The sequence below is a fragment of the Streptomyces rubellus genome (assembly GCF_036323805.1).
GTDB lineage: Bacteria > Actinomycetota > Actinomycetes > Streptomycetales > Streptomycetaceae > Streptomyces.
Genome location: NZ_JAZDCX010000012.1, coordinates 93,268 through 117,484, shown reverse-complemented (window position 1 = coordinate 117,484; position 24,217 = coordinate 93,268). Strand labels below are relative to the sequence as shown.

Genomic DNA, 24,217 nt, shown 5'->3' with positions numbered 1-24,217 from the left:
GCTCCCGCTCAGGCCGCGCAGTCGCGGCAGATGGGGTGGCCGTTCTTCTCCGCCGCCAGCTGTGAGCGGTGGTGGACCAGGAAGCAGCTCATGCAGGTGAACTCGTCGGCCTGACGAGGCAGCACCCGCACGGACAGCTCCTCGTTGGAGAGGTCCGCGCCGGGCAGCTCGAGGCCCTCGGCCTGCTCGAACTCGTCGACGTCGACGGTCGAGGCGGCCTTGTCGTTCCGCCGGGCCTTCAGCTCCTCGATGCTGTCCTCATTGACATCGTCATCGGTCTTGCGTGGAGTGTCGTAGTCGGTTGCCATGTCGCTCTCCCCCTCTGGGTGTCTGTGGTTTCTCCAGCGCACGTAACGCGCGAGAGGCCGGACTTGTGCCCGACCCGAGGCGGAGATTTTGCCTCACATCAAGCCCTGTTACTCAATCGACACCCAACCGCACCCCTGATGGGGTGACCGGGCCGGCCGCCGACCAGGGCCGGGGGCGGCCCGAATGTCGCACTTTGCGTGCACCGTCTCCCCTCTTTTCCACAATGGAGACCTGCGAAAACATGGATTTTCCGGCATTTTTCGGCGGTTCCTTGATCACCGGTCACGGGCGGCGGAAAAAATCGCGTGTGTGATCGATCACAGTCGTTCGGACGTGCCGCCACAACCGTCCGAAAACCTCATTTCCCTCTCGCCCGGAGAGCTCCGCCGGTCCTGCCGGGTACCCCGTCTCCCGCCGTTCACCGGCACCGGAGCAGGATCCGCGGCACCGTCAGGCGGGCAGGGTGACCCGTACCGTCAGGCCGCCCTGCTCCCGGGGGGCGGCGGTGACCGTACCACCGTGTGCGCGCACCACCGACCGCACGATCGACAGCCCCAGGCCGACGCCCTTGTCGCTGCCGGTGCGCTCGGTGCGCAGCCGCCGGAAGGGCTCGAAGAGGTTGTCGACCTCGTACGCCGGCACCACCGGGCCGGTGTTCTCCACCTCCAGCACCGCCTGCCCCGGCTGCGCCCGGGTGCCGACCGAGACCCAGCCGTCCGCCGGGACGTTGTAGCGCACGGCGTTCTGCACCAGGTTCAGCGCGACCCGTTCCAGCAGCACCCCGTTGCCGTTCACGTACACCGGCAGCCGCGCGCCGCGCAGCTCCACCCCCTTGGCCCGGGCCTCGCCGCGCGTCTGGTCCAGGGCCCGGTCCGCGACCTCGGCCAGGTCCACGGGCCTGCGGTCGACGATCTCGTTCTCACTGCGGGCGAGCAGCAGCAGCCCCTCCACCAGCTGCTCGCTGCGCTCGTTCGTGGCGAGCAGGGTCCTGCCCAGCTGGACCACCTCCGGCGACGCCTCGGGGTCGGAGAGCTGCACCTCCAGCAGGGTGCGGTTGATCGCCAGCGGGGTGCGCAGCTCGTGCGAGGCGTTGGCGACGAACCGCTGCTGCGCGGTGAACGCCCGGTCCAGCCGGTCCAGCATCTGGTCGAAGGTGTCGGACAGCTCCTTCAGCTCGTCGTCCGGCCCGTCCAGCTCGATCCGGCGGTGCAGATCGGAGCCCGCGACCCGCTGGGCGGTGCGCGTGATGCGCTCCAGCGGCGACAGCACCCGGCCCGCCATGACGTAGCCGAAGGCGAAGGCGGCCACCGCCAGGCCCAGCAGCGCCAGCAGGGAGCGGTTCAGCAGCTCGTCCAGGGCGAGCTCCCGCTGCAGCTCGACGCACTGCTGGACGGCGGCGGTCAGCTCCTCGGGCGTGAGGCTCCGGCCGTCCCGGGATGCGGGAAGGCTGCAGACGGTGTCGGAGGCCTGGATCCGCACGCTCAGGATCTGGAACGGCAGCCGGCTGCCGTCCCGCAGCGCCTGGGCCGCCAGCAGATAGATGATCGCCAGCAGCACCATCCCGGCGATCAGGAACATCCCGCCGTACAGCAGGGTCAGCCGGATGCGGATGGTGGGCCGCAGCCAGGGGGAGCGGCCGGGCTGGAAGGGGTCCCAGGTGGGCTTGGGAGGCGGCACGGGGGGCGGCGGGGGACCGGCGGACACGGAGGAGGTCATGAGGGCTCGCAGACGGATCGGACGGCTGGACGGCTCGGACGGCCCGGGCGGGCGGGGCGGCCCGGGCGGGCGGGGCGGCCGGAGCGGCCGGCGGCTCAGACGCGGTACCCCGAGCCGGGCACGGTGACGATCACCGGCGGCTCGCCGAGCTTGCGGCGCAGGGTCATCACGGTGACCCGCACCACGTTGGTGAAGGGATCGGCGTTCTCGTCCCAGGCCTTCTCCAGCAGCTGCTCGGCCGAGACCACCCGCCCCTCACTGCGCATCAGCACCTCCAGCACCGCGAACTCCTTGGGTGCCAGCTGAACCTGCCGGCCGTCCCGGAACACCTCCCGGCGCCCCGGGTCCAGCCTGATCCCGGCCCGCTCCAGCACCGGCGGCAGGGCGGCGGTGCTGCGGCGGCCGAGCGCCCGCACCCGGGCGATCAGTTCGCGGAAGGCGAACGGCTTGGGCAGGTAGTCGTCCGCGCCCAGTTCCAGGCCCTCCACCCGGTCGCTGACGTCACCGGACGCGGTGAGCATCAGCACCCGGGTGGGCAGGCCCAGCTCGACGATCCGGCGGCAGACGTCGTCGCCGTGGACCAGGGGCAGGTCGCGGTCGAGGACCACCACGTCGTAGTCGTTGACCTCGACGCGCTCCAGGGCCGCGGCGCCGTCGTACACCACGTCCACCGCCAGGGCCTCCCGGCGCAGGCCGGTGGCCACGGCGTCGGCGAGCAGCTGCTCGTCCTCGACGACGAGTACGCGCACTGGGGGTGTCCTTCCCTTCGGGGCCCGCGGTCGTCCGGGGGCCGGGTGGTGCCGGGCTGCCTCCATCCTGCCCCCGGCCTCCGTAAACGGGTGGTAAAGCGGTCGGCGGGACGAGCCCGGCGGGGCGAGAGGGAACGGGAGGGGAACGGGGAGCGAAGCGGAGGGTGCGGCGGGGGCACGGGCAGGTCCGTCGCGGTCGTCCGCGGAAATTCCGTCCCGTCTGAGGTTTCTCTGAGGTTTCAGATGGGGAAGACGACACCACACCCGCGATCACGCCCTGTAGACGGCAGGTCACGACCCCATCCCTCGGTTCTCTCGGTTCCCCCGCCTCCCCCGAGGCTCCCCTCCGAAGCACCGAAGGGGTCGGGCGACCGTTCCGGGACCACACCGTGATCGCCCCACCCTCGGCACACCCCCGTGCCAACGACCATGACGAGGGGGCGCACCATGGACGCGTTCACCGCAGGCATTCTGCAGCGCATACGGACCACCGAGTCCGATCTGCTCCGCGCTCGCGAGTCGGGCGACGACTTCCTGGCGGACGTCGAGCAGGCCGAGCTCGAGGACCTGCGCCGTCTGGCCGCCGAGTACGGAGTGGAAGTGGAGGCGGGCGCCGCCGGCGTCTGCTCCTGATCCTGACTGATCTGTCGTTCACCCGACGGCGCCCCGGGAGGATCCCGGGGCGCCGTCGTGCGCGCCGCCCGGCCTGGGCGGCGCGCTTCAGTCGTGCCAGGCCCCCAGTTCCTCCAGCAGCGGCTGCAGGACGGTGAAGACCCCGGGCGAGGCGGCCACCGTCAGGTCGTAGTCCGGCGGGAGGCCGGGCCGGCCGCCGGTGAGCGCGCCTCCCTCACGGGCGACCAGGGCGCCCGCGGCGGCGTCCCAGGGGTGCAGTCCGCGCTCGAAGAAGCCGTCCAGCCGGCCTGCCCCGACGTCGCACAGGTCGATGGCCGCCGAGCCGGACCGGCGGATGTCGCGGACCTTCGGCAGCAGGGCGCGGGCCACCTCCGCCTGGGCGGTGCGGACCTCGGTGACGTAGTTGAAGCCGGTGCCGATCAGCGCCTGGTCCAGCGGCGGCGAGGGGCGGCAGCGCACCGGCTCCCCGTTCCGCCGGGCGCCCTCCCCCAGCACCGCGTGGTACGTCTCGCCGCGCGGCGGGATCGCCACCACGCCGACGACGGTCTCGCCCTCGTGCTCGGCGGCGATGGAGACGGACCAGCCGGGCAGCCCGTAGAGGTAGTTCACGGTGCCGTCGATCGGGTCGATGATCCAGCGCACCCCGCTGCTGCCCTCGCTGGACGCCCCCTCCTCGCCCAGGAAGCCGTCGTCGGGGCGGTGCTCGGCCAGATAGCCGGTGATCAGCTTCTCGGAGGCGACGTCCATCTCGGTGACGACGTCGATGGGGCTGCTCTTGGTGGCGGCCACCCCCAGGTCGGCGGGGCGGCCCTCCAGCAGCAGCGCCCCCGCCCGGCGGGCGGCCTCCAGTGCGAGGTCGAGCAGTTCGGTCCTGAGCCGGTCGGTCACGTCTCTCCTCGGTTCTCCCGGGTCTCTCCCGGGTCCTGCCGGACGGTGTGGGGTGTGCGTGGTCAGGCGTACGGGCTGTCGGCGCCCGCCGCGGCGGGCCGTTCGGTCCGGCCCGGGCAGCAACCCGCCGGGCACACGTCGTGGCTGGGCCCCAGCGCGCCCAGCGCGCGGCGCTCGGGGTGTCCGCCGCGCTCGGCGGCGGCGCGCTCCAGCACCAGCTCCCGCACGGCCGCGGCGAACCGAGGGTCCGCGCCGACCGTGGCGGACCGCGCCACCGGCAGGCCCAGCTCCTCCGCCTTCGCCCTCGCCTCGGTGTCCAGGTCGTAGATGACCTCCATGTGGTCCGAGACGAACCCGACGGGGACCATCACCGCCCCGGGCACCCCGCGGCCGTGCAGGTCCGCCAGGTGGTCGCAGATGTCCGGCTCCAGCCAGGGGACGTGCGGGGCGCCGCTGCGGGACTGGTAGACCAGCTCCCAGGGGCGGTCGACGCCGGTCTCCGCGCGCACCGCGTCGGCGATCACCCGCGCCACGTCCAGGTGCTGGGCCACGTACGCGCCGCCGGCGGGGCCGGAGGTCTCGGCCTGGGCGGTGGGGACGGAGTGGGTGGTGAAGACCAGGTGCGCCCCGTCGCGGACCCCGGCGGGCAGTTCGGCGAGCGCGGCCAGCACCCCGTCCGTCACGGGCCGGACGAAGCCGGGGTGGTTGAAGTAGTGCCGCAGCTTGTCCACCCGCGGCCGCGCTAGCCCCTCCCGGTCCAGGGCTGCGAGCGCGTCGGCGAGGTTCTCCCGGTACTGGCGGCAGCCGGAGTACGAGGCGTAGGCGCTGGTGGCCAGCGTCAGGACACGGCGCCGGCCGTCCTTCACCATCTGGCGCAGGGTGTCGGTCAGATACGGCGCCCAGTTGCGGTTGCCCCAGTAGACGGGCAGGTCCAGGCCGTGCGCGGCGAAGTCCTCGCGCAGGGCGGCGAGCAGCTCGCGGTTCTGGGCATTGATCGGGCTGACCCCGCCGAAGAGGTGGTAGTGCTGCCCCACCTCCGCCAGACGCTCCCGCGGGATCCCCCGGCCACGGGTGACGTTCTCCAGGAACGGGATCACGTCCTCGGGGCCCTCCGGGCCTCCGAAGGAGAGCAGCAGCAGGGCGTCGTAGGGACGGGCGTCAAGAACATCGGACATGCTCCCGATCCTGCCATCCGGATCCGGCCGTCTCCCCCGTGACCCGCTGCGCGCCGGTATCCGTCCGGCGGCGGCCGTGAGTATGATCGCCCCCCACCGGCCGGGCCGGCCGGTGGCAGCGGGTCCCCGGTCCGGTGCCGGCGGACCGCGGGGAGGTGGGATGGTGGGGACGACCGCGCGCACGGCCCGCCGGGGCCGCGGCCTCGCGCCGCCGGCCTGGTGCAACTGGGCGGGCACCGCCGAGGCCCGGCCGCTGCGGACCGTCGCTCCCGCCACCACCGGGGCGCTGGCCGAGGCGGTGCGCCGGGCCGCCGAGGACGGGCTGCGGGTCAAGGCCGCCGGGACCGGTCACTCGTTCACGGCCGCGGCCGTCACCGACGGGGTGCTGGTACGGCCCGACCGCCTCACCGGCATACGCCGGATCGACCGTGCGGCGGGGACGGTGACCGCCGCCGCCGGGACCACCCTGCGCCGCCTCAACCGGGAACTGGCCGCCGCGGGGCTGTCGCTGGCCAACATGGGCGACATCATGGAGCAGACCGTCTCCGGCGCGGTCTCCACCGGCACCCACGGCACCGGCCGCGGCTCCGGCTCGCTCGCCGCCCAGCTCCGCGCCCTGGAACTGGTCCTCGCCGACGGCTCGGTGCTGCGCTGCTCGCCGGAGGAGAACGCCGACGTGTTCGCCGCGGCCCGGATCGGGCTGGGGGCGCTGGGGGTGATCAGCGAGGTCACCCTCGCCGTGGAGCCGCTGTTCCTGCTGACCGCCCGTGAGGAGCCGATGCGCCTCGGCGCGGTGCTGGCGGACTTCGAGCACCTGGTGCGCGACAACGAGCACTTCGAGTTCTACTGGTTCCCGCACACCGACCGCTGCGCCACCAAGCGCAACAACCGCAGCCGCGGTCCGGCCGCCCCGCTGCCGCCGGTCGCAGGCTGGCTGACGGACGAGTTCCTCTCCAACGGGGCCTTCCAGGCCGCCTGTTCGCTGGGGCGGGCCGTGCCGGCGGCCGTCCCGGGCATCGCCCGGATCGCCGGGCGGGCGCTGGGGGCCCGTACGTACACCGACATCCCCTACAAGGTGTTCACCTCCCCGCGCCGGGTGCGCTTCGTGGAGATGGAGTACGCCCTGCCGCGCGCGGCCGCGCCGGCGGCGCTGCGCGAGCTCGCGGACCTGGTGGAGCGCTCGGGCCTGCGGGTGGGTTTCCCCGTGGAGGTACGGGTCACGCCCGCCGACGACATCACGCTCTCCACGGCGTCGGGCCGCGAGACCGCCTACATCGCGGTGCACCAGTACCGGGGCGTCCCGTACGAGGGGTACTTCACGGCGGCCGAGCGGATCATGACCGCCCACGGGGGGCGACCGCACTGGGGGAAGCTGCACAGCCGCGACGCGGAGTACCTGGCGGGCGTCTACCCCCGCTTCGGGGAGTTCACCGCGCTGCGCGACCGGCTGGATCCCACCCGGGTGTTCGGCAACGACTACCTGCGGCGCGTGCTGGGGGGCTGACGGCCCGGCACACAGGGTCCGGCCGCGCCGCCGATCCGGCCGCCGTCACCCTGCGTCCGCGTCCGTCCCCCTCCCGGGGCGGTCGTACATATCTTCCCGGCAGCCTCCCGGCGGCCCCGCCGTCCCCGCCGCGCCGTCCTCGCCGGGCACTCCGGAGGACGGGCGGCGGTTCCGTTCCGGTGGATTCCGTGCGGATCCGGGCCCGTACCGCCCGGTCCCGGAGGTCCGCGTGGTTTTCAACTCACCGCGGCTGTGAGAACTTGGGCGGCGTGCCGATCCCCCGGCATGGCCCCAATGGAGTAGTGTGACGAGCCCTGGCCCTGGTCCCGGTCGGCCAGTATCACGCAGGGTGACCGAAGTGGTCGCTCTGGGTGGGAAACAGTCAACCGTGCCACAGCGGCGGATCGGGGTGCGGGCCCGACACGCCGGGCAAGTCGGCAAGGTTGTGGCAGGCTGCACCCGGGCACGCCACACTCGTCTAGCGGGAGCAGCGACGCACGTGACGTCGGCAGGCACCACCCGGGAGGTTCCCATGCCCGAACTGCGTGTCGTGGCCGTCAGCAACGACGGCACACGGCTGGTGCTCAAGGCTGCCGACAGCACGGAGTACACACTTCCGATCGACGAGCGGCTGCGCGCCGCCGTCCGGAACGACCGTGCCCGGCTGGGGCAGATCGAGATCGAGGTCGAGAGCCATCTGCGGCCGCGGGACATCCAGGCCCGGATAAGGGCCGGCGCCTCCGCCGAGGAGGTCGCCCAGCTCGCGGGCATTCCCGTGGACCGCGTACGCCGGTTCGAGGGGCCGGTGCTGGCCGAGCGCGCCTTCATGGCCGAGCGGGCCCGCAAGACACCGGTCCGCCGCCCCGGCGAGAGCGCCGGTCCCCAGCTCGGCGAGATCGTCTCCGAGCGGCTGACGCTGCGCGGCGCCGACAAGGACACGGTGCGGTGGGACTCCTGGCGGCGGGACGACGGCACCTGGGAGGTGCTGCTCGTCTACCGGGTGGCCGGCGAACCGCACTCCGCGAGCTGGACGTACGACCCGCCGCGGCGGCTGGTGCAGGCCGTGGACGACGAGGCGCGGACGCTCATCGGGGAGAGCGACGACACCCCCGAGCCGAGCTTCCCGTTCGTGCCGCGCATCGCCCGGCTGCCGCGCGACCGCTTCGACCGCGCCGACCGGGGCGAGGCCGAGGAGGGCGCCGCGTCCGGACCGCCGGAGACCGCCGGCCAGGACGGCGAGCGGGACTCCCTGACCAGTCTGCTGGAGGCGGTGCCCAGCTTCCGGGGCGACCTCGTCGTGGCGGACCAGCCCGCCGCGGTGGACGGCGAGCCCGAGGAGGCGGCCGAGGAGGCGGAGCCGGTGGAGCCCCCCGCGCCCGCGGCGAGCGCGGGAAGCGCGTACGCCGATGTGCTGATGCCCCGGTCGGTCGCCGGTCACCGCGACCGCCTCACGGGCAACACCGACCGCCAGGCCGAGGCGGACGGCGTCCGCCCGGGGCGCCGGGCGGCGGTCCCCAGCTGGGACGAGATCGTCTTCGGTACGCGCCGCAAGAAGCAGGGCGAGTGAGCACCGCGGCGTGAGCCGCGCCGGGCCGGCCGCGCGGGGGTGTCATGCCCGCGCGGCCGGCTCCGGCACCCGTGTCCCGTGTGCCTCGTGGCGCCTCAGCCCGGCTCGGGGCCCGTGGCCACCGGGCGGGAGGGGTCGGCGCACCAGTGCGACCAGGACCCCACGTACAGCGCCGCGTCGATGCCCGCGACCGCCAGCGCGAGGATCTCGTGGGCCGCGGAGACGCCCGAACCGCAGTAGACCCCGGTCTCGGTGCCGGGTGTCACCCCCAGGGCGGCGAACCGGGCGGCCAGTTCGGCGGGCGGACGCAGGGTGCCGTCGGCGCCGGCGTTCTCGGTGGTGGGCGCCGAGACCGCGCCCGGGATGTGGCCGGCCACCGGGTCGATCGGCTCGGTCTCGCCCCGGTAGCGCTCGGCCGCGCGGGCGTCCAGCAGCACCCCGGAGCGGGCCAGGGCCGCGGCACCGTCGGCGTCGAGCACCGGGAGCGCCCCGGGCCGGGGGGTGAAGTCGCCCTCGGGCGGGTCGGGGACCTGGCGGGTCAGCGGGCCCTCCCAGGCCGCCAGACCGCCGTCCAGCACCCGTACGTCACCGTGCCCCGCCCAGCGCAGCAGCCACCAGGCACGGGCCGCGGCCCAGCCGTGGCCGCCGTCGTGGACCACCACCGGGCGGTCGTGGCGGACCCCGGCCCGGCGCATCGCCGCCCCGAAGTCCGCCGGATCGGGGAGCGGGTGACGGCCCGTCCCCTCCCCCGCCGCTCCGGCCAGTTCGGTGTCGAGGTCGACGTACACGGCGCCCGGCAGATGGCCCGCCTCGTACGCCGGGCGCCCGAGCCGGACGCCCTGCTGCCAGCGGACATCGAGCAGTACGGGCGGGGTAGACGTTCCGGTGAGTTCCCGCGCGAGTTGGGTAGGGGAGACGATGACTGCCATGGCCGTATCCTCGCGCGGTCCCGCCCTGTTGTCCTCTCCCGCCCCGGCGCGGCGAGGGAGCGGGTGAGAGCATGAGCACCGACAGTGCGGGGACGGTCACGAGTGACCGCATCGACGACGGTCCCGAGGAGAGAAGTGAAGAGATGACGCAGGCAGCGACCCGGCACGCGCCGGGGGTTCCCAGCTGGGTGAGTCTGCTGGTCCGCGACTCGGAGGCGAGCCGGGAGTTCTACCACGAGTTGTTCGGCTGGGAGTACCGGCCGGGGCCCGGGGAGGCCGGGCAGCACTTCCGCGCCGTGCTCGACGGACGCCAGGTCGCGTGCCTCACCCGCATGCGGCCCGGGGTGCACCGGCTCGCCGGCTGGCTGCCGTACCTGACGGCCGACGACGCCGACACGGCGGCCGAACTGGCCCGGATGTGCGGCGGGACGGTCGGGGTGGGACCGCTGGGCACCGAGGGGATGGGACGGGTGGCGGTCGCGGCGGACCCGGGCGGGGCCGCGTTCGGCATCTGGCAGTCGGAGGAGCGTCCCGGGGCGTACATGGACGGCGGGCCGGGCACCGTGGTGTGGCACGAGCTGATCACTCCTCGCACGTCGCTGGTGGAGAAGTTCTACGAGACGGTCTTCGGTCTGGAGGCCGATGCGGTGCGGGAGCCGCTGAGCCCCGTGGACCCCGCGGATTCCGGGGATTCCGGGGATTCCGTGAGCGATGCCGGGGGCCGGGAGGAGACCGACTACCTCACCATGTCCGCGCGCGGCAGGATCGTCGGGGGCATACACGGCGTCGGGGCGGCGCTGCCGCGCGACCGCGGCTCGCACTGGCTGATGTACGTCGAGGTCGCGGACACCGACGCGGCGGTGCGCCGGGTGACCGAGCTGGGTGGCCGGGTGCTGCGGCCGCCGCGGGACACGCCGCGCGGGCGGGTGGCGCGGGTCGCCGACCGCGAGGGCGCGCCCTTCGCGGTGATCACGGACCGGTGACGGGCGGCGGGCCGCGGGGCCCGTCGTCCGCGTACCGGCGCCCGCCCGGACGTCCTACGTCCGGGCGGGCGCCGGGGTGTCCGTGCCGCCGTCCACGGGCAGCACGTCCGGGGACAGCGCGCCCGCCCCGGCCGTCGCCGCGGTGAGCCGGCGCCGGTGGTGGCGCCGGCACAGCACCTCGTAGCCGACGTCCTCCCCCTGCGCGCCCCCGGGCCCCGCCACGTCCCCGACGACGACCTGGGCACCCTCGACGACCATCTTCCCGCCGACCGTGCGGGCGTTGTGCGTGGCCCGCGCGCCGCACCAGCACAGCGCCTCGACCTGGAGCGACTCGATCCGGTCGGCCAGCTCGATCAGCCGCCGGGAGCCGGGGAAGAGGTGGGTCCTGAAGTCCGTCATGATGCCGAAGGCGAAGACGTCGATGCCCAGGTCGTCGACGACCCGGGCGAGTTGGTCCACCTGTTCGGGCGCCAGGAACTGCGCCTCGTCCGCGATGACGTAGTCGGTGCGGCCGCCCGCCGTCAGATGCCGTACCAGATGGGCGTGGAAGTCGAAGCCCTCGCCCGCCTCGACGGCCTCGGTGACCAGGCCCAGCCGGGAGGAGAGCCGTCCCCGCCCCGCCCGGTCGTCGCGGGTGAAGATCATCCCCGACAGACCGCGCGCCGAGCGGTTGTGCTGGATCTGGAGGGCGAGGGTGGACTTCCCGCAGTCCATCGTTCCGGCGAAGAAGACCAGTTCGGGCATGGGTGGTTCGAAGACCTTTCGGCGGGCGGACGGGGGCGGGCAGGAGGACCCGGGCGGGCGCGGCGGCCGGCACCGGATCAGGTGCGGACCTCCAGCAGGGGGACGAACTGCTCGGCGGGCGTCATGGAACCGTGCATGCCGATCAGTTCGGACTCCTTCGGCTCGGTCCCGGTGGCGACGACCGCGACCGGGTCGCTCATCGCGACCACCACGTCGCCGATCCGGGCGCGCACCCGGTCGTCCACCCGCGGGCCGAACCAGCCCAGTTCGACCGCCTCGTCCCGGGCGGCCACCCAGGCCCGCTCCCCCAGGACCTCGCGCCACACGGCCAGGACGTCGCCGGCCGCGCCCGGCACGGCGTACAGGTGGCGGGCCCGGCCCTCGCCGCCGAGCCGCGCCACGCCCGCGCGCAGCTCCCAGTCCTCGTCGAAGTCGTAGCGGGCCTCCGGATCCCGGGGGATGTCCACCATGCCGTGGTCGGCGGTGACGTAGAGGACCGAGCGCGGCGGCAGTTGCTCGGCCAGCCGCCGGGCGAGCCGGTCCACGTACCTCAGCTGGTCGCGCCAGTCCTCGGAGTCCACCCCGTGGCGGTGGCCGCTGCCGTCGAGTTCGGCGTAGTACGTGTAGACCAGGGTGCGGTCGGCCGCGCCCAGCCGGTCGGCGGCGAAGTCCATTCGCTCCTCGGCCGAGAGCCTGCCGTGGAAGGTGCCGCCGGAGAGCGCGACCCGCGTGAGCGGGGTGTGCTCGAAGTGCGGCGCGGTGACCTGGCAGACGGCGATCCCGGCGGCGTCGGCGAGCTGGAAGACGGTGGGGTACGGCTGCCAGGCGTGCGGATCCGTCCACGGCTGCCAGCGCAGCTGGTTCATCAGCCCGCCGGTCGCCGGGTCGAGCACGGTGTACCCGGGCAGTCCGTGGGCGCCGGGGACCTGCCCGGTGCCGACGGAGGCCAGCGAGGTGGCGGTGGTGGACGGGAAGCCCGCGGTGACCGGCTCCCCGGTGCCGCCCCGGGAGGTGGACAGCAGCGAGTTCAGGAAGGGCGCCTCGCCGGGATGGGCGGCCAGCAGGTCCCAGCCCAGGCCGTCCACCAGGAACACACAGGCCCGGTCGGCGGGTTTCAGACCGAGCCCGGAGGTCATCCCGGGCACGCCCAGTCCGGCGGCGACGGCGGGCAGCAGGTCGGCCAGCGAGGCCTCGCCGTAGCGCGGCACGGGCGCGCCGCGCGGATCCAGCGGGGCCGCCTCGTACGGGACTTCGCCCGGGGTTCCGGATGCCGCCGGTTCCTGCGGAGCCGGGCCGTGCGGGACGGACCGGGCCATCAGCGTGCGCCGGTCGCCGTCGCGGCAGCGGCGGTGGTCGTCGCCGCGGCGGCCGCGATGGCCTCGGAGAGGGCCTGGGCGAAGGCGAGCGTCTGGCGGACGGTGTCCGGGCCGTCGCCGGTCTCGCTGACCCGCAGCGACAGGTCGTCGGCGGTGAGCGAGCCCGTGTAGCCGTGGTCCGCCTCGCAGTTGGGGTCCCCGCAGTTGGCGGGCTCCATGTCCACCCGGGAGACGGCCCCCCAGCCGATGGTCAGGACGACCTCGCGGGGCAGCGTGCCGGGCGTGTAGGACTCCGGATCGGCCACCACCCGGCTGAGGACGACCGAGGAGATCCGCTCCAGCTTCACCGACTCGGTGGAGGTCGTGGCGTACGGCGACGGGGAGGTGCCGTCGGCGGGCTGCTCGTCGGTGTGGCTGACGATGAAGCGGGTGCCGGTGAGCACCAGCACCGTGACATGGCGGCGGACCTCGTTGGAGTCGAACGTGGTCTCCTGGTGGACCACGTACGAGGACACCGGCTCACCGCCCACGGCGGACTCGACCGCCTCGGCCACCAGAGCCGGGTAGTAGCCGCTGCGCTCGATCGCCGCGCGCAGCCCCTTGGTCGTCGTACCGGTCTTCGCCATGCGGACCATCCTACGGGGACCGGGCGGTCAGTACGCGGGCAGGCGGCGGGGGCCCTGGTCGGACCAGGCGGGATAGCCGGTGCCGAGGGCGGCGGGCGCGTCGGCGACCCGGACGGCCGCGTCCAGGACGGCCAGGCCCGAGGCGGCGACGACCACCGGTTCCAGGTCGACGGAGACGATCCCGGGGTGCTCGTCCACCAGCCGGGACACCCGCAGCAGCAGCTCCTCCAGGGCGGCGGTGTCCACCGGCTGGGCCCCGCGCCAGCCGAACAGCACCGGCGCGGAGCGGATGGCGCGCACCAGTTCCGCGGCGTCCCGGTCGGTGGCGGGGACGAGCCGGTGGGCGGTGTCGCCCAGCAGTTCGGAGGGTGGTCCGGCGAGCCCGAAGGAGAGCACCGCGCCGATGGCCGGGTCCACGGTGGCCTGGACGACGGTGTCCACCCCGCGCCGGGCCATGGCCTGGACCACGGGGCGCAGTTCGGCGGGGCTGCCGAGCTGCCCGGTCAGCTCGTCCCAGGCGTGCCGCAGGCCGGTCTCGTCGGCGATGTCCAGCCGTACGCCGCCCAGGTCGGCGCGGTGGCGCAGATGCGGGGCGGTGGTCTTCAGCGCCACGGGGTAGCCGAGCCGCCGCGCGGCCGCCGCGGCGGCGTCCGCGTCGGGGGCGGGCAGGGCGGGCCGTACCGCGATGCCGTAGTGCCGCAGCAGTTCGGCCGCCTCCTCGCGGGTCAGCGGTGTGCTGCGGTGCGTCTCGCGGTCCCGCTCGGGGCGGCGGTCCAGGGCGCGGTCCAGTACGGCGGAGGCGGCCGGCTCGTCGATGTCCTCGTACTCGGGGACCCGGCCCGGCGCGGCGGCCTCGCGCCGCCACCGGGCGTAGCGGACGGCCTCCGCCAGGGCGCCCACGGCGCGTTCGGGGGCGGGGTAGGCGGGCAGGCCGTGCTCGGCCAGGGCGGCGTCCAGCCCCTCGATGGCCAGATGGACCACGGCCACCGGCTTGGCGGGGCCGCCGGGGGCGGCGCCGTCGGAGGTCTCGGGGGTCTCGGAGGCCCCGGCGGGGGCGTCGGCGGGCGAGCCGGCCTCGTGCAGTGCCGCGGCCAGCTCGGCCGCCCCCCAGTCCTCCTCGGCCCCCTCCACCCGGGGGATCGCGGCGACCACGACGGCGTCGGTGGCCGGATCGGCGAGCGCGGCGCGCAGCGCGGCGCGGAAGTCCCCGGGGGCGGCCTCGGTGGTCAGGCCGGTGGCGAGCCGCGGACGCAGCCCCCGGGCCAGACAGGCGTCGTAGGTGAGCAGGCACAGCGACTCGGCGTTGCCGAGGATGCCCACCCGCGGGCCCGCGGGCAGCGGCTGGGCGGCCAGCAGCACGCCGGTGTCGATGAGTTCGGTGACGGTGTCGACGCGGATCACCCCGGCCTGCCGCAGCAGCGAGGAGACCGTGGCGTCGGGGGTGCGTCCGGCGGGCACGGCGTGGCCGGGCGGCGGGACGCTGGCGCTGTGCCGGGCGCCCTTGACCACGACGATCGGCTTGCGGGCGGCGGTGCGCCGGGCCAGCCTGTTGAACTTCCGGGGGTTGCCGAAGGACTCCAGGTACATCAGGACGACGTCGGTGTCCGGGTCGTCGTCCCAGTACTGGAGCACGTCGTTGCCGGAGACGTCGGCGCGGTTCCCGGCGGAGACGAAGGTGGAGACGCCCACCAGCCCCCGGCCGCGGCGGTGCAGGGCGTCCAGCACGGCGATGCCGATGGCCCCGGACTGGGTGAACAGCCCGATGCGCCCGGGCTCGGGGGTCCGCGGCGACAGGGTGGTGTTGAGCCGGATCCCGGGGGCGGTGTTGATCACCCCGAAGGCGTTGGGGCCGATGATGCGCATGCCGTACGAGCGTGCCTGCCGGACCAGCTCGCGCTGCTCCTCGCGGCCGAAGTCCGCGGAGAGGACGACCAGGCCCCGCACCCCCCGCGCGCCGCACTCGGCGACGACCCCGGGCACCTCCTCGGCGGGCACCGCGACGACGGCCAGGTCGACGGGCTCGGGGATCTCGTGCACGAAGCGGTGCGCGGGCACCGAGCCGATCTCGGCCGTCTGGGGCAGGAAGGCGCGGTTGACGGCGTAGACGCGGCCGGTGAAGCCCGCCGCGCGCAGGCTCGCCAGGACGGTGCGCCCGGCACCGCGGGAGATGCGGCTGACCCCGATGACGGCGACCGAGGCGGGGGACAGCAGCCGCTGCACGGAGCGGGCCTCGGCGCGCTGCTCGCGGGCCCGCATGACCGCCAGGGACTGCTCGGTCGGCGTGATGCCGAAGGTGAGGTGGACCGTGCCGTCCTCGAAGGTGCGCTTCTGGGCGTAGCCCGCGTCCGTGAAGACCTTGACCATCTTCACGTTGGCGGGCAGCACCTCGGCGACGAAGCGGCGCACCCCGCGCTCCCGGGCGCAGGCGGCGATGTGCTCCAGGAGGGCGGAGCCCACGCCGCGGCCCTGGTGGTCGTCGCGGACCAGGAAGGCGACCTCGGCCTCGTCGGCGGGCAGCGAGGCGGGACGGCCCAGGTGGTCGATGCGGTCGTAGCGGACGGTGGCGATGAACTCGCCGCCGACGACGGCGGCCAGTCCGACCCGGTCGACGTGGTCGTGGTGGGTGAAGCGGCGTACGTCGCGGTCGGAGAGGTGGGGATAGGGGGCGAAGAAGCGGTAGTACTTCGACTGGTCGGAGACCTGCTCGTAGAACCTGACCAGACGGTCGGCGTCCTCGGGGGTGATGGGCCGGATCCGGGCCGTGCCGCCGTCGCGCAGCACCACGTCGGCCTCCCAGTGGGCGGGGTAGGCAGGCTCCTCGGTCGGCGTCCGCATGGGGCCAGCCTAGTCACTCGTGCCCCGGGCGTTCCGGTCCGCGGTGGCGGTACGGGTCCGCCGTACGGGCCGGCGGCGGCGTTGCGGCGGCGGCCGGCTGTGCGAAGCTGATCCGGACAGCTGCTCCCCACCGAAGGGCGACCACCATGGCCGAGCGCCGTGTCACCGTCGGCTGGGCCGAGGGCCTGCACGCCCGCCCCGCCGCGATCTTCGTACGCGCCGCCGCCTCCGCCGGCGTCCCCGTCACCGTGGCCAGGCCCGGCGGTGAGCCGGTCAGCGCCGTGTCGATGCTCGCGGTGCTGGGCCTGGGCGCGCGGGGCGGTGACGAGATCGTGCTGGCCTCCGGATCCGGTGACGGTGACGGTCACGACGACGGGGACGCCGAGGCGGCCCTGGACCGGCTGGCGAGACTGGTTTCCGAGGGGCTCGGGGAACTTCCCGAAACCGTCTGAGTCCGGTCCGGAGACATCGGCACGCGAAGGCGGTTGAGTTACCCACTCCACCGCCTTCCGGTACACCCGGGAGAATCGGACAGGAATTCTCCGGCCTGTTTCCCCGGCGTATACGAATCCTGTTACGAATTATCGCCGCCCGTGTTTACGGTGTGTTTCGTCTTTCTCACGGCACCTTTCTGGCGGGACCGGCGCACGGCCACCGGCCGCTGTTCGCGGCGGAGGGCGACCGAGCGCTCCACATGCGCGGCCGCCAGCGCCCGCGCCCGTTCCGCGTCGCCGCGGGCCACCGCGTCGACGACGGCGCCGTGCTCCCGCCAGACGGCGGTCGCCCGCAGCGGGGGCTCCGCGGCGTACACCCAGGCGATCTTGCGGCGGAGCTGGGTGAGCAGAGTGGCCAGGGTGGGGCTGCCGGATGCCTGGGCCAGCGTCTCGTGGTACCAGTCCCCCAGCGCCCGCAGGTCGGACAACTGCCCGCGCTCGGCCCGCTGCTGGCCCAGCCGGACCAGCCCGCGCAGCACCCTCAGCTGCGCCTCGGTGCGCCGCTGGGCCGCACGGGCGGTGCCCAGCGGCTCCAGCAGGGCGCGGAGGTCCAGCAGGTCGGCGGCCTCCTGCTCGGTGGGCTCGGCGACGCAGGCGCCCGCGTGCCGCCGGGTGGTCACGAAGCCCTCGGACTCCAGGGTGCGCAGCGCCTCGCGCACCGGGACCCGCGAGACGCCGTAGCGTCTGGCGAGCAGTTCCTCGGTGAGCCGCGCCCCGGGCGGAAAAGCACCGGAGACGATGTCGTCGCGGACCGCAGTGCACACCATGTGCGCCGAAATGCGCATGGGCCGACCTCCGCCGTCGTCTCCGCGTTCGCGATGTTCCGCAGAGTCGAACTGTATTCCACCGGAACGGAATTTCCGATGCCCGGTGGAAAACAGGCGTAAAAGATGCGGCGGGGCGGAGCGGATCAGACGCCGATGCCCTTGGAGCGCAGGTAGGCGATCGGGTCGATGTCCGAGCCGTAGTCGGCGCCGGTGCGCGCCTCGAAGTGCAGGTGCGGGCCGGTGGAGTTGCCGGTGCTGCCGGACAGGCCGATCCGGTCCCCGGCGCCGACCGACTGCCCCGGCGCGACGCCCAGCGAGGACAGGTGCGCGTACTGGGTGTAGCGGCCGTCCTTGTGGCGGATGACGACCTGGTTGCCGTACGCGCCGCCCCAGCCGGCCGTCACCACGGTGCCCGGGCCGACGGAGCGGATGGCGGTGCCGGTGGGGACGGGGAAGTCGATGCCGCTGTGGCTGCCGGAGGACCAGGCGGTGCCGGACGCCTTGTAGGGGGTGGTGGTGCGCGCGCCCTCGTACGGGGCCGTGTAGCCGCTCGCCGCGCGCCGCTGGGCGGTGCGGTCGGCACTGCGGTCCGCCGCACGCTCCTTCGCGGCGCGCTCCTTCGCGGCCGCCCGGGTGGCCGAAGCGTCCTCGGCGGACCCGGCGGCCCCGGCACGCTCGCGGGAGGCGTCGGCCGCGCGCCGCTGGGCCTCGGCCTGGGCCCTGACGTCGTCGGCGATCGTGTCGCCGACGGCCACTGCCTGGACGTAGCCCAGGGCGTAGGTCCTGGGCGTCCCGTCGGACGCGGCGGCGGCGGGGGTGGCGAGGGTGCCGACCACGCCGGTGGCGGCGAGGGCGGCGGCCCCCGCGAGGCCGGCGCCGGTGCGCACGGCGCGGGCGGAGAGCGGGGCTCCGCCGGTGAGCCTCCCGGTCAGACCGGTGATCCGCTCGGTGAGCCTGTCGGTGAACTGCCCGGTGGCACGGTTGAACGCCATGGACGGCGTGCTCCTTTCCTTCCTTGTCGCCTACCGGGTTAGCTGACGGGTTCGGAGCAGGAAGGTCTCCTACGGGCGCGTGGCCCGATTCACCCCGGTGGGGCACCTCGCACGCGGTCGGCGCGGAGGGTGGGTCCCCGGCTCCCCCTGGCGGGGGACTCGGCGAGTGCTGACCGTCGGCCGCGGTCGCGGACGCTTCTGACGGGCAGCGGAAACGACGCTAAACAGACAAGTTTGAGCGAACAAGCAAATCAGTGGCTTTGTCACGCATGACACACGCCGCTTACGCCATAAGGGGTCAAAACAGACACGCCGAGGGCCCCTTGTGTGGCAACCACACAAGGGGCCCCCGGCAGACGTCCCGAGATGTCCCGTCCGTCGCGGTGCCGCCGGTCACTGGTCCGTGACGACGGTCACCTCCCCGACCCCCAGCTCGCGCACCGGCTCGGCGATCTGTGCGGCGTCCCCCACCAGCACGGTCACCAGACGGTCCGCGGGGAAGGCGGCGACCACCGCCGCCGTGGCCTCCACGGTGCCCGTCTCGGCGAGCCGGGCGTACAGCCGCGCCTGGTAGTCGTCGGGAAGGTGCTGTTCCACCTGGTCGGCGAGGGTGCCCGCGACGGCCGCCGCCGTCTCGTAGCGCAGCGGGGCCACTCCCACCAGGTTCTGCACGGCGGTGTCCCGCTCCTCGTCGGTGAGCCCCTCCTCCGCCAGGGTGCGCAGCACCTGCCAGAGGTCGGCCAGCGCGGGCCCGGTCACATCGGTGGCCACCGAGCCGCTGACGGCCAGCAGGGAGGCGCCCGTACCGCCGGGGGCCGAGCGCAGCACCTGGGCGAAGGCCCGCACCCCGTAGGTGTAGCCCTTCTCCTCGCGCAGCACCCGGTCCAGGCGGGAGGTCAGGGTGCCGCCCAGGCAGTACGTGCCGAGCACCTGCGCGGGCCAGACGCTGTCGTGCCGGTCGGGGCCGGTCCGGCCGATGAGCAGCTGGGTCTGCACCGCGCCGGGGCGGTCCACGATCACCACCCGGCCGGTGTCGTCCGCGGTGATCGGCGGCATCGGCCGGGGCTCGGCGGCGGTGCCGGTCCAGGCGCCGAGAGTGTCGGCGAGGGCGGCGTCCAGGTCCACCCCGGTGAAGTCGCCGACCACCACGGCGGTGGCGGTCGAGGGCCGTACGTGCGCCTCGTAGAAGGCGCGCACCGCCGCGGCGTCGATGCCCTCGATGGTCTCCTGGGAGCCCTGGCGGGGCCGGGAGAGCCGGGAGTCCTCCGGGAACAGCTCCTTCGACAGGGCGATGGCCGCCCGGCGGGCGGGGTTGGCCAGCTCGTGCGGGATCTCGTCCAGCCGGTTGCGCACCAGCCGCTCGACCTCGCCGGCGGGGAAGGCGGGGGCGCGCAGCGCGTCGGCGAGCAGGCCGAGCGCCCTGGTCAGCCGGGAGGCCGGGACCTCCAGCGAGACCCGCACCCCGGGGTGGTCGGCGTGCGCGTCCAAGGTGGCCCCGCAGCGCTCCAGCTCGGCGGCGAACTCCTCGGCGCTGTGCTTGTCGGTGCCCTCGCTCAGCGCCCGGGCCATGATCGCGGCGACCCCCTCCCGGTCCCGGGGCTCGGCGTCCAGCGGGGCCGGCAGGTTGACCTCGACCGCGACGACCTTCTGGCCGGGCCGGTGGCAGCGCAGCACGGTCAGGCCGTTGGACAGCTCGCCGCGCTCGGGGGCGGGGAACGCCCAGGGCCTGGGCTGCCCGCCGGCGGGCTGGGGGTGGAAGTCCATCGACACGCCGTTCCCGGACTGCTCCGGGGAGGCGCCGGCGGACCGGGCGGACTGGGCGGTGGCGTCGCTCACTGAGCGGTCTCCTCGTCGGTGGCGGTGTCGGCGGAGGCGGTACCGGCGGCGGACGCGTCGGCGGCGGTACCGGAGACGGTGGCACCGTCGGCGACCTCCGCCGCGGTGTCGGGCGCGGTCGCCCCGACGGGCTCGTAGACCAGCACCGCGCGGTTGTCGGGACGCAGCCGGGCGGCGGCCACCTGGCGCACCTCCTCGGCGGTGACCCGCAGCACCCGCTCCACCGCGGTCAGGGCGAGCTGGGGGTCGCCGAACAGCACGGCGTACCGGCACAGCTCGTCGGCGCGGCCGCCGACCGTGGCCAGCCGGTCCAGCCATTCGCGCTCCAGCAGCGCCTGGGCCCGCTCCATCTCCTCGGGGGTGGGGCCCTCGGCGACGAACCGGGCCAGCTCCTCGTCCACGGCCCGCTCGATGTCGGCGGCCTCGGCACCGCCGGAGAACTTGACGTCCAGCCAGCCCATCGAGGGGGCGCCCGACAGCCGCAGCATGCCGAAGCCCGCGGTGACGGCGGTGCGGTCCCGGCGGACCAGCCGGTTGTGGAGGCGGGAGGACTCGCCCCCGCCGAGCACGGTCAGCGCCAGGTCGGCGGCGTCCGCCTCACGGGTGCCGTCGTGCGGCAGCCGGTAGGCGGCCATCAGCGCCGGGGCGGGCACCTCCTCGCGCACGACCTGCCGGAGCTCCTCGCCGACGACGTCCGGCAGGGTGCCGTCGCGCGGCGGCCGCTTGGCGTCGTGGGAGGGGATGGAGCCGAAGTACTTCTCGATCCAGGCGAGGGTGCGCTCCGGGTCGATGTCGCCGACGACCGCCAGTACGGCGTTGTTCGGCGCGTAGTAGGTGCGGAAGAAGTCCCGGGCGTCCGCCAGGGACGCGGCGTCCAGGTCGGCCATGGAGCCGATCGGGGTGTGGTGGTACGGGTGGCCCTCGGGGTAGACCATCGCCGTCAGCTTCTCGAAGGCCGTGCCGTAGGGCACGTTGTCGTACCGCTGGCGGCGCTCGTTCTTCACCACGTCGCGCTGGTTCTCCATGGACTCCTCGTCCAGGGCGGCCAGCAGCGAGCCCATCCGGTCGGCCTCCAGCCACAGGGCCAGCTCGAGCTGGTGGGCGGGCATCGTCTCGAAGTAGTTGGTGCGCTCGAAGCTGGTGGTGCCGTTGAGCGAGCCGCCCGCGCCCTGCACCAGCTCGAAGTGGCCGTTCCCCGTCACCTGGGCCGAGCCCTGGAACATCAGGTGCTCGAAGAGGTGCGCCAGACCGGTGCGGCCGGGCACCTCGTGGCGGGAACCGACGTCGTACCAGAGGCACACCGCGGCGACCGGCGTCTGGTGGTCCTCGGAGAGCACCACGCGCAGGCCGTTGGTCAGCCGGTGCTCGGTCGCCGTCAGACCGCCGGCGGTGGGCGGGGGCGTGGCCGTGTGACCCATGGGCAGGGAGTCCCTTCGATCGCGGACAGCGTTCTCGCAACGCGTGTGTGGTCACTGTATGCAAGCGGCCCGACAAAGCGCGAAGTTCCCGTACGGTTCGGGGCGGGGATCCGGCTGTCACAGCCGAGGTCCACAATGGTCAGCGTCCGCTCCCCGGCCGCCGGGGCACCGGCAGGTCCCCACGAGCACCGGCGAGCGCCGGCAAGCACGAACGAGCACCAGCAAGTACCGACAGGCACCGAGAAGTACCGAGAAGGAGTCGCAGCCGCGATGGCCCGCCGCAGTACGAAGACCCCGCCGCCCGGGGGAGACTTCGAGGAGCGCATCCTCGACATCGACGTCGTCGACGAGATGCAGGGCTCCTTCCTGGAGTACGCCTACTCGGTCATCTACTCGCGCGCCCTGCCCGACGCGCGGGACGGCCTGAAGCCGGTGCACCGGCGGATCCTCTACCAGATGCACGAGATGGGCCTGCGCCCCGAGCGCGGCTACGTCAAGTGCGCGCGGGTCGTCGGCGAGGTGATGGGCAAGCTGCACCCGCACGGCGACAGCGCCATCTACGACGCGCTGGTCCGCATGGCGCAGCCGTTCTCGATGCGGCTGCCGCTGGTGGACGGACACGGCAACTTCGGCTCGCTGGGCAACGACGACCCGCCCGCGGCGATGCGGTACACCGAGTGCCGGTCCGCCCCGGCCGCCGGGCTGATGGCCGAGTCGATCGACGAGGACACCGTCGACTTCGCCCCCAACTACGACGGCAGCGAGAACGAACCCGTCGTGCTGCCGTCCGCCTATCCGAACCTCCTGGTCAACGGCGCCTCGGGGATCGCGGTCGGGATGGCCACCAACATGCCGCCGCACAACCTGGGCGAGGTGGTCGCCGCCGCCCGGCACCTGATCAGGCACCCCGGCGCGGACCTGGAGACGCTGATGCGCTTCGTGCCGGGCCCGGATCTGCCCACCGGCGGCCAGATCGTCGGGCTGGGCGGCATCCGGGACGCGTACGCCAGGGGCCGCGGCACCTTCAAGATCCGCGCCACGGTCTCCGTGGAGAACGTGACCGCGCGGCGCAAGGGCCTGGTCGTCACCGAACTGCCCTTCACCGTCGGTCCGGAGAAGGTCATCGCCAAGATCAAGGACCTGGTCAACGGCAAGAAGATCCAGGGCATCGCCGACGTCAAGGACCTCACCGACCGCGAGCACGGGCTGCGGCTGGTCGTCGAGATCAAGAACGGCTTCAACCCCGAGGCCGTGCTGGAGCAGCTCTACAGGCTCACCCCGATGGAGGAGTCCTTCGGCATCAACAACGTGGCCCTGGTCGACGGCCAGCCGCTGACGCTGGGTCTGAAGGAGCTGCTGGAGGTCTACGTCGACCACCGCTTCGAGGTGGTGCGGCGGCGCAGCGAGTTCCGGCGCCGCAAGCGGCGGGACCGGCTGCACCTGGTCGAGGGCCTGCTGGTGGCGCTGCTCGACATCGACGAGGTCATCAGGCTCATCCGGTCCAGCGAGAACGCCGCGCAGGCCAAGGAGGCGCTGATCGCCCGGTTCGGCCTGTCCGAGGTCCAGACCCAGTACATCCTCGACACCCCGCTGCGCCGGCTGACCAGGTTCGACCGGCTGGAGCTGGAGGCCGAGCGCGACCGGCTGAAGACCGAGATCGAGGAGCTCACCCACATCCTGGAGTCCGACGCCGCCCTGCGGAAGCTGGTCTCCTCGGAACTGGCCGCGGTCGCCAAGAAGTACGGCACCCCGCGCCGCACCCGGCTGCTGGCCTCCGCGGAGGCTCCCGCGGCGGCCGTCCCGCTCCAGGTCGCCGATGACCCGTGCCGGGTGCTGCTGTCCTCCACCGGCCTGCTGGCCCGCACCGCGAACGGCGACACGGCCCTCGACGTCGGCGGCCGGCGCCGCAAGCACGACGTGATCGTCTCGGCCGTCCCCGCCACGGCCCGGGGCGAGGTGGGGGCGGTGACCTCGGCCGGGCGGCTGCTGCGGCTGTCGGTGATCGACCTTCCCCAGCTGCCGGAGAACTCCCCGCCGAACCTGGCGGGCGGCGCGCGCTTCACGGAGTTCCTGTCCCTGCGGGAGGGCGAGGAACTGCTGTGCCTGACCACTCTGGACGAGTCCTCCCCCGGTCTGGCGCTCGGCACCGAGCAGGGCGTGGTCAAACGGGTGGTGCCGGACTACCCCGCCAACAAGGACGAGCTGGAGGTCATCGGCCTGCGGGAGGGCGACCGCGTCGTCGGCGCGGTGGAGTTGCGCACCGGCGACGAGGACCTGGTCTTCGTCACCGACGAGGCGCAGTTGCTGCGCTTCCCCGCCGGACAGGTGCGGCCGCAGGGCCGCCCGGCGGGCGGGGTGGCGGGCGTCAAGCTGGGCCAGGGCGCGAAGGTGATCTCCTTCACCGCCGTCGACCCGGCGGCCGACGCGGTGGTGTTCACGGTGGCGAGTTCGCGCGGCGCGCTGGTCGACACGCCGACCGCCAAGCTGACGCCGTTCGACCAGTATCCGCGCAAGGGCCGGGCGACGGGCGGGGTGCGCTGCCAGCGCTTCCTCAAGGGCGAGGACCATCTGGTGTTCGCCTGGGCCGGTGCAGCCCCGGCCCGCGCGGCGGACGCCAAGGGCGCGCCGGTCGAGCTGCCGGAGCCCGACCCGCGCCGTGACGGCTCGGGCACCCCGCTGGCCAAGCCGGTCACGGTGGTCGCCGGGCCGGTGTGACGGACGCGGCCCCGGTCCCCG

At 74.2% G+C, this 24,217-nt stretch carries 20 protein-coding genes and 1 riboswitch; of the genes, 6 read left to right on the top strand and 14 right to left on the bottom strand.

The annotated features are described in order from the left end of the window. Positions 1 to 8: 8 nt before the first annotated feature. From V1L54_RS16240 to V1L54_RS16230, 3 genes are all read right to left on the bottom strand, one after another. Complete coding sequence (locus V1L54_RS16240; RefSeq protein WP_031508810.1) at positions 9 to 308, bottom strand: DUF4193 domain-containing protein; 300 nt, start codon at positions 306 to 308, stop codon at positions 9 to 11. A gap of 451 nt (positions 309 to 759) precedes the next feature. Then, positions 760 to 2,025, bottom strand: coding sequence for a sensor histidine kinase (locus V1L54_RS16235; RefSeq protein WP_330118720.1), 1,266 nt, complete (start codon positions 2,023 to 2,025; stop codon positions 760 to 762). Positions 2,026 to 2,120: 95 nt separating this feature from the next. Continuing rightward, the gene (locus V1L54_RS16230) at positions 2,121 to 2,774 is read right to left on the bottom strand and encodes a response regulator transcription factor (RefSeq protein ID WP_330118719.1); all 654 of its coding nucleotides are present in this window, start codon (positions 2,772 to 2,774) and stop codon (positions 2,121 to 2,123) included. A 447-nt stretch (positions 2,775 to 3,221) separates the two neighbouring features. Here V1L54_RS16230 and V1L54_RS16225 point away from each other — a divergent pair, with 447 nt between their 5' ends. Next, positions 3,222 to 3,407, top strand: coding sequence for a hypothetical protein (locus V1L54_RS16225; protein ID WP_100200013.1), 186 nt, complete (start codon positions 3,222 to 3,224; stop codon positions 3,405 to 3,407). An 87-nt stretch (positions 3,408 to 3,494) separates the two neighbouring features. Here the strand turns inward: V1L54_RS16225 and V1L54_RS16220 are convergent, their stop codons facing one another. Next, positions 3,495 to 4,295, bottom strand: a complete 801-nt coding sequence (locus tag V1L54_RS16220; protein ID WP_330118718.1) for an inositol monophosphatase family protein — start codon at positions 4,293 to 4,295, stop codon at positions 3,495 to 3,497. Between the two features lie 62 nt (positions 4,296 to 4,357). Continuing rightward, positions 4,358 to 5,470, bottom strand: coding sequence for a ferrochelatase (locus tag V1L54_RS16215; protein ID WP_330118717.1), 1,113 nt, complete (start codon positions 5,468 to 5,470; stop codon positions 4,358 to 4,360). Between the two features lie 160 nt (positions 5,471 to 5,630). Between V1L54_RS16215 and V1L54_RS16210 the strand changes: the two genes are divergently transcribed. Next, positions 5,631 to 6,974 (top strand): D-arabinono-1,4-lactone oxidase, encoded by a 1,344-nt coding sequence (locus tag V1L54_RS16210; protein WP_330118716.1) that lies wholly within the window; start codon positions 5,631 to 5,633, stop codon positions 6,972 to 6,974. Positions 6,975 to 7,473: 499 nt separating this feature from the next. Next, on the top strand, positions 7,474 to 8,541 hold the full coding sequence (gene sepH, locus V1L54_RS16205; RefSeq protein ID WP_330118715.1) for a septation protein SepH: 1,068 nt from the start codon (positions 7,474 to 7,476) through the stop codon (positions 8,539 to 8,541). 95 nt (positions 8,542 to 8,636) lie between these two features. Here sepH and V1L54_RS16200 read toward each other — a convergent pair whose 3' ends face one another. Beyond that, a complete protein-coding gene (locus V1L54_RS16200) occupies positions 8,637 to 9,470 on the bottom strand; it encodes a sulfurtransferase (protein WP_330118714.1) in 834 nt (277 codons plus the stop codon). 71 nt (positions 9,471 to 9,541) lie between these two features. On the opposite strand from V1L54_RS16200, the gene V1L54_RS16195 reads away from it, so the two are divergent. Further along, complete coding sequence (locus V1L54_RS16195; protein ID WP_443076651.1) at positions 9,542 to 10,453, top strand: VOC family protein; 912 nt, start codon at positions 9,542 to 9,544, stop codon at positions 10,451 to 10,453. 54 nt (positions 10,454 to 10,507) lie between these two features. Here the strand turns inward: V1L54_RS16195 and V1L54_RS16190 are convergent, their stop codons facing one another. From V1L54_RS16190 to V1L54_RS16175, 4 genes are all read right to left on the bottom strand, one after another. After that, a complete protein-coding gene (locus V1L54_RS16190; RefSeq protein ID WP_330118713.1) occupies positions 10,508 to 11,197 on the bottom strand; it encodes a thymidine kinase in 690 nt (229 codons plus the stop codon). A 77-nt stretch (positions 11,198 to 11,274) separates the two neighbouring features. Continuing rightward, positions 11,275 to 12,513, bottom strand: coding sequence for an alkaline phosphatase family protein (locus V1L54_RS16185; protein ID WP_330118712.1), 1,239 nt, complete (start codon positions 12,511 to 12,513; stop codon positions 11,275 to 11,277). Next, positions 12,513 to 13,139, bottom strand: a complete 627-nt coding sequence (locus V1L54_RS16180) for a DUF5998 family protein (RefSeq protein WP_330118711.1) — start codon at positions 13,137 to 13,139, stop codon at positions 12,513 to 12,515. Before V1L54_RS16180 ends, V1L54_RS16185 begins: the two co-directional genes overlap by 1 nt. 27 nt (positions 13,140 to 13,166) lie before the next feature. Next, the gene (locus tag V1L54_RS16175) at positions 13,167 to 15,974 is read right to left on the bottom strand and encodes a bifunctional acetate--CoA ligase family protein/GNAT family N-acetyltransferase (RefSeq protein WP_330118710.1); all 2,808 of its coding nucleotides are present in this window, start codon (positions 15,972 to 15,974) and stop codon (positions 13,167 to 13,169) included. Positions 15,975 to 16,120: 146 nt separating this feature from the next. Between V1L54_RS16175 and V1L54_RS16170 the strand changes: the two genes are divergently transcribed. Then, the gene (locus tag V1L54_RS16170) at positions 16,121 to 16,426 is read left to right on the top strand and encodes an HPr family phosphocarrier protein (RefSeq protein WP_330118709.1); all 306 of its coding nucleotides are present in this window, start codon (positions 16,121 to 16,123) and stop codon (positions 16,424 to 16,426) included. A 122-nt stretch (positions 16,427 to 16,548) separates the two neighbouring features. Here the strand turns inward: V1L54_RS16170 and V1L54_RS16165 are convergent, their stop codons facing one another. From V1L54_RS16165 to V1L54_RS16150, 4 genes are all read right to left on the bottom strand, one after another. Beyond that, positions 16,549 to 17,253, bottom strand: coding sequence for a GntR family transcriptional regulator (locus V1L54_RS16165; RefSeq protein WP_330118708.1), 705 nt, complete (start codon positions 17,251 to 17,253; stop codon positions 16,549 to 16,551). 125 nt (positions 17,254 to 17,378) lie between these two features. After that, positions 17,379 to 18,227 carry a M23 family metallopeptidase gene (locus V1L54_RS16160; RefSeq protein WP_330118707.1) on the bottom strand — a complete coding sequence of 283 codons (849 nt, stop codon included), beginning with the start codon at positions 18,225 to 18,227 and terminating at the stop codon, positions 17,379 to 17,381. A 12-nt stretch (positions 18,228 to 18,239) separates the two neighbouring features. Continuing rightward, positions 18,240 to 18,402, bottom strand: a riboswitch (cyclic di-AMP (ydaO/yuaA leader). Between the two features lie 218 nt (positions 18,403 to 18,620). Continuing rightward, positions 18,621 to 19,991, bottom strand: coding sequence for a M16 family metallopeptidase (locus V1L54_RS16155; RefSeq protein WP_330118797.1), 1,371 nt, complete (start codon positions 19,989 to 19,991; stop codon positions 18,621 to 18,623). Positions 19,992 to 20,059: 68 nt separating this feature from the next. Next, positions 20,060 to 21,481, bottom strand: coding sequence for a M16 family metallopeptidase (locus V1L54_RS16150; RefSeq protein ID WP_330118706.1), 1,422 nt, complete (start codon positions 21,479 to 21,481; stop codon positions 20,060 to 20,062). A gap of 270 nt (positions 21,482 to 21,751) precedes the next feature. On the opposite strand from V1L54_RS16150, the gene V1L54_RS16145 reads away from it, so the two are divergent. Continuing rightward, positions 21,752 to 24,196 carry a DNA gyrase/topoisomerase IV subunit A gene (locus V1L54_RS16145; protein WP_330118705.1) on the top strand — a complete coding sequence of 815 codons (2,445 nt, stop codon included), beginning with the start codon at positions 21,752 to 21,754 and terminating at the stop codon, positions 24,194 to 24,196. The last annotated feature ends 21 nt before the right edge of the window (positions 24,197 to 24,217 follow it).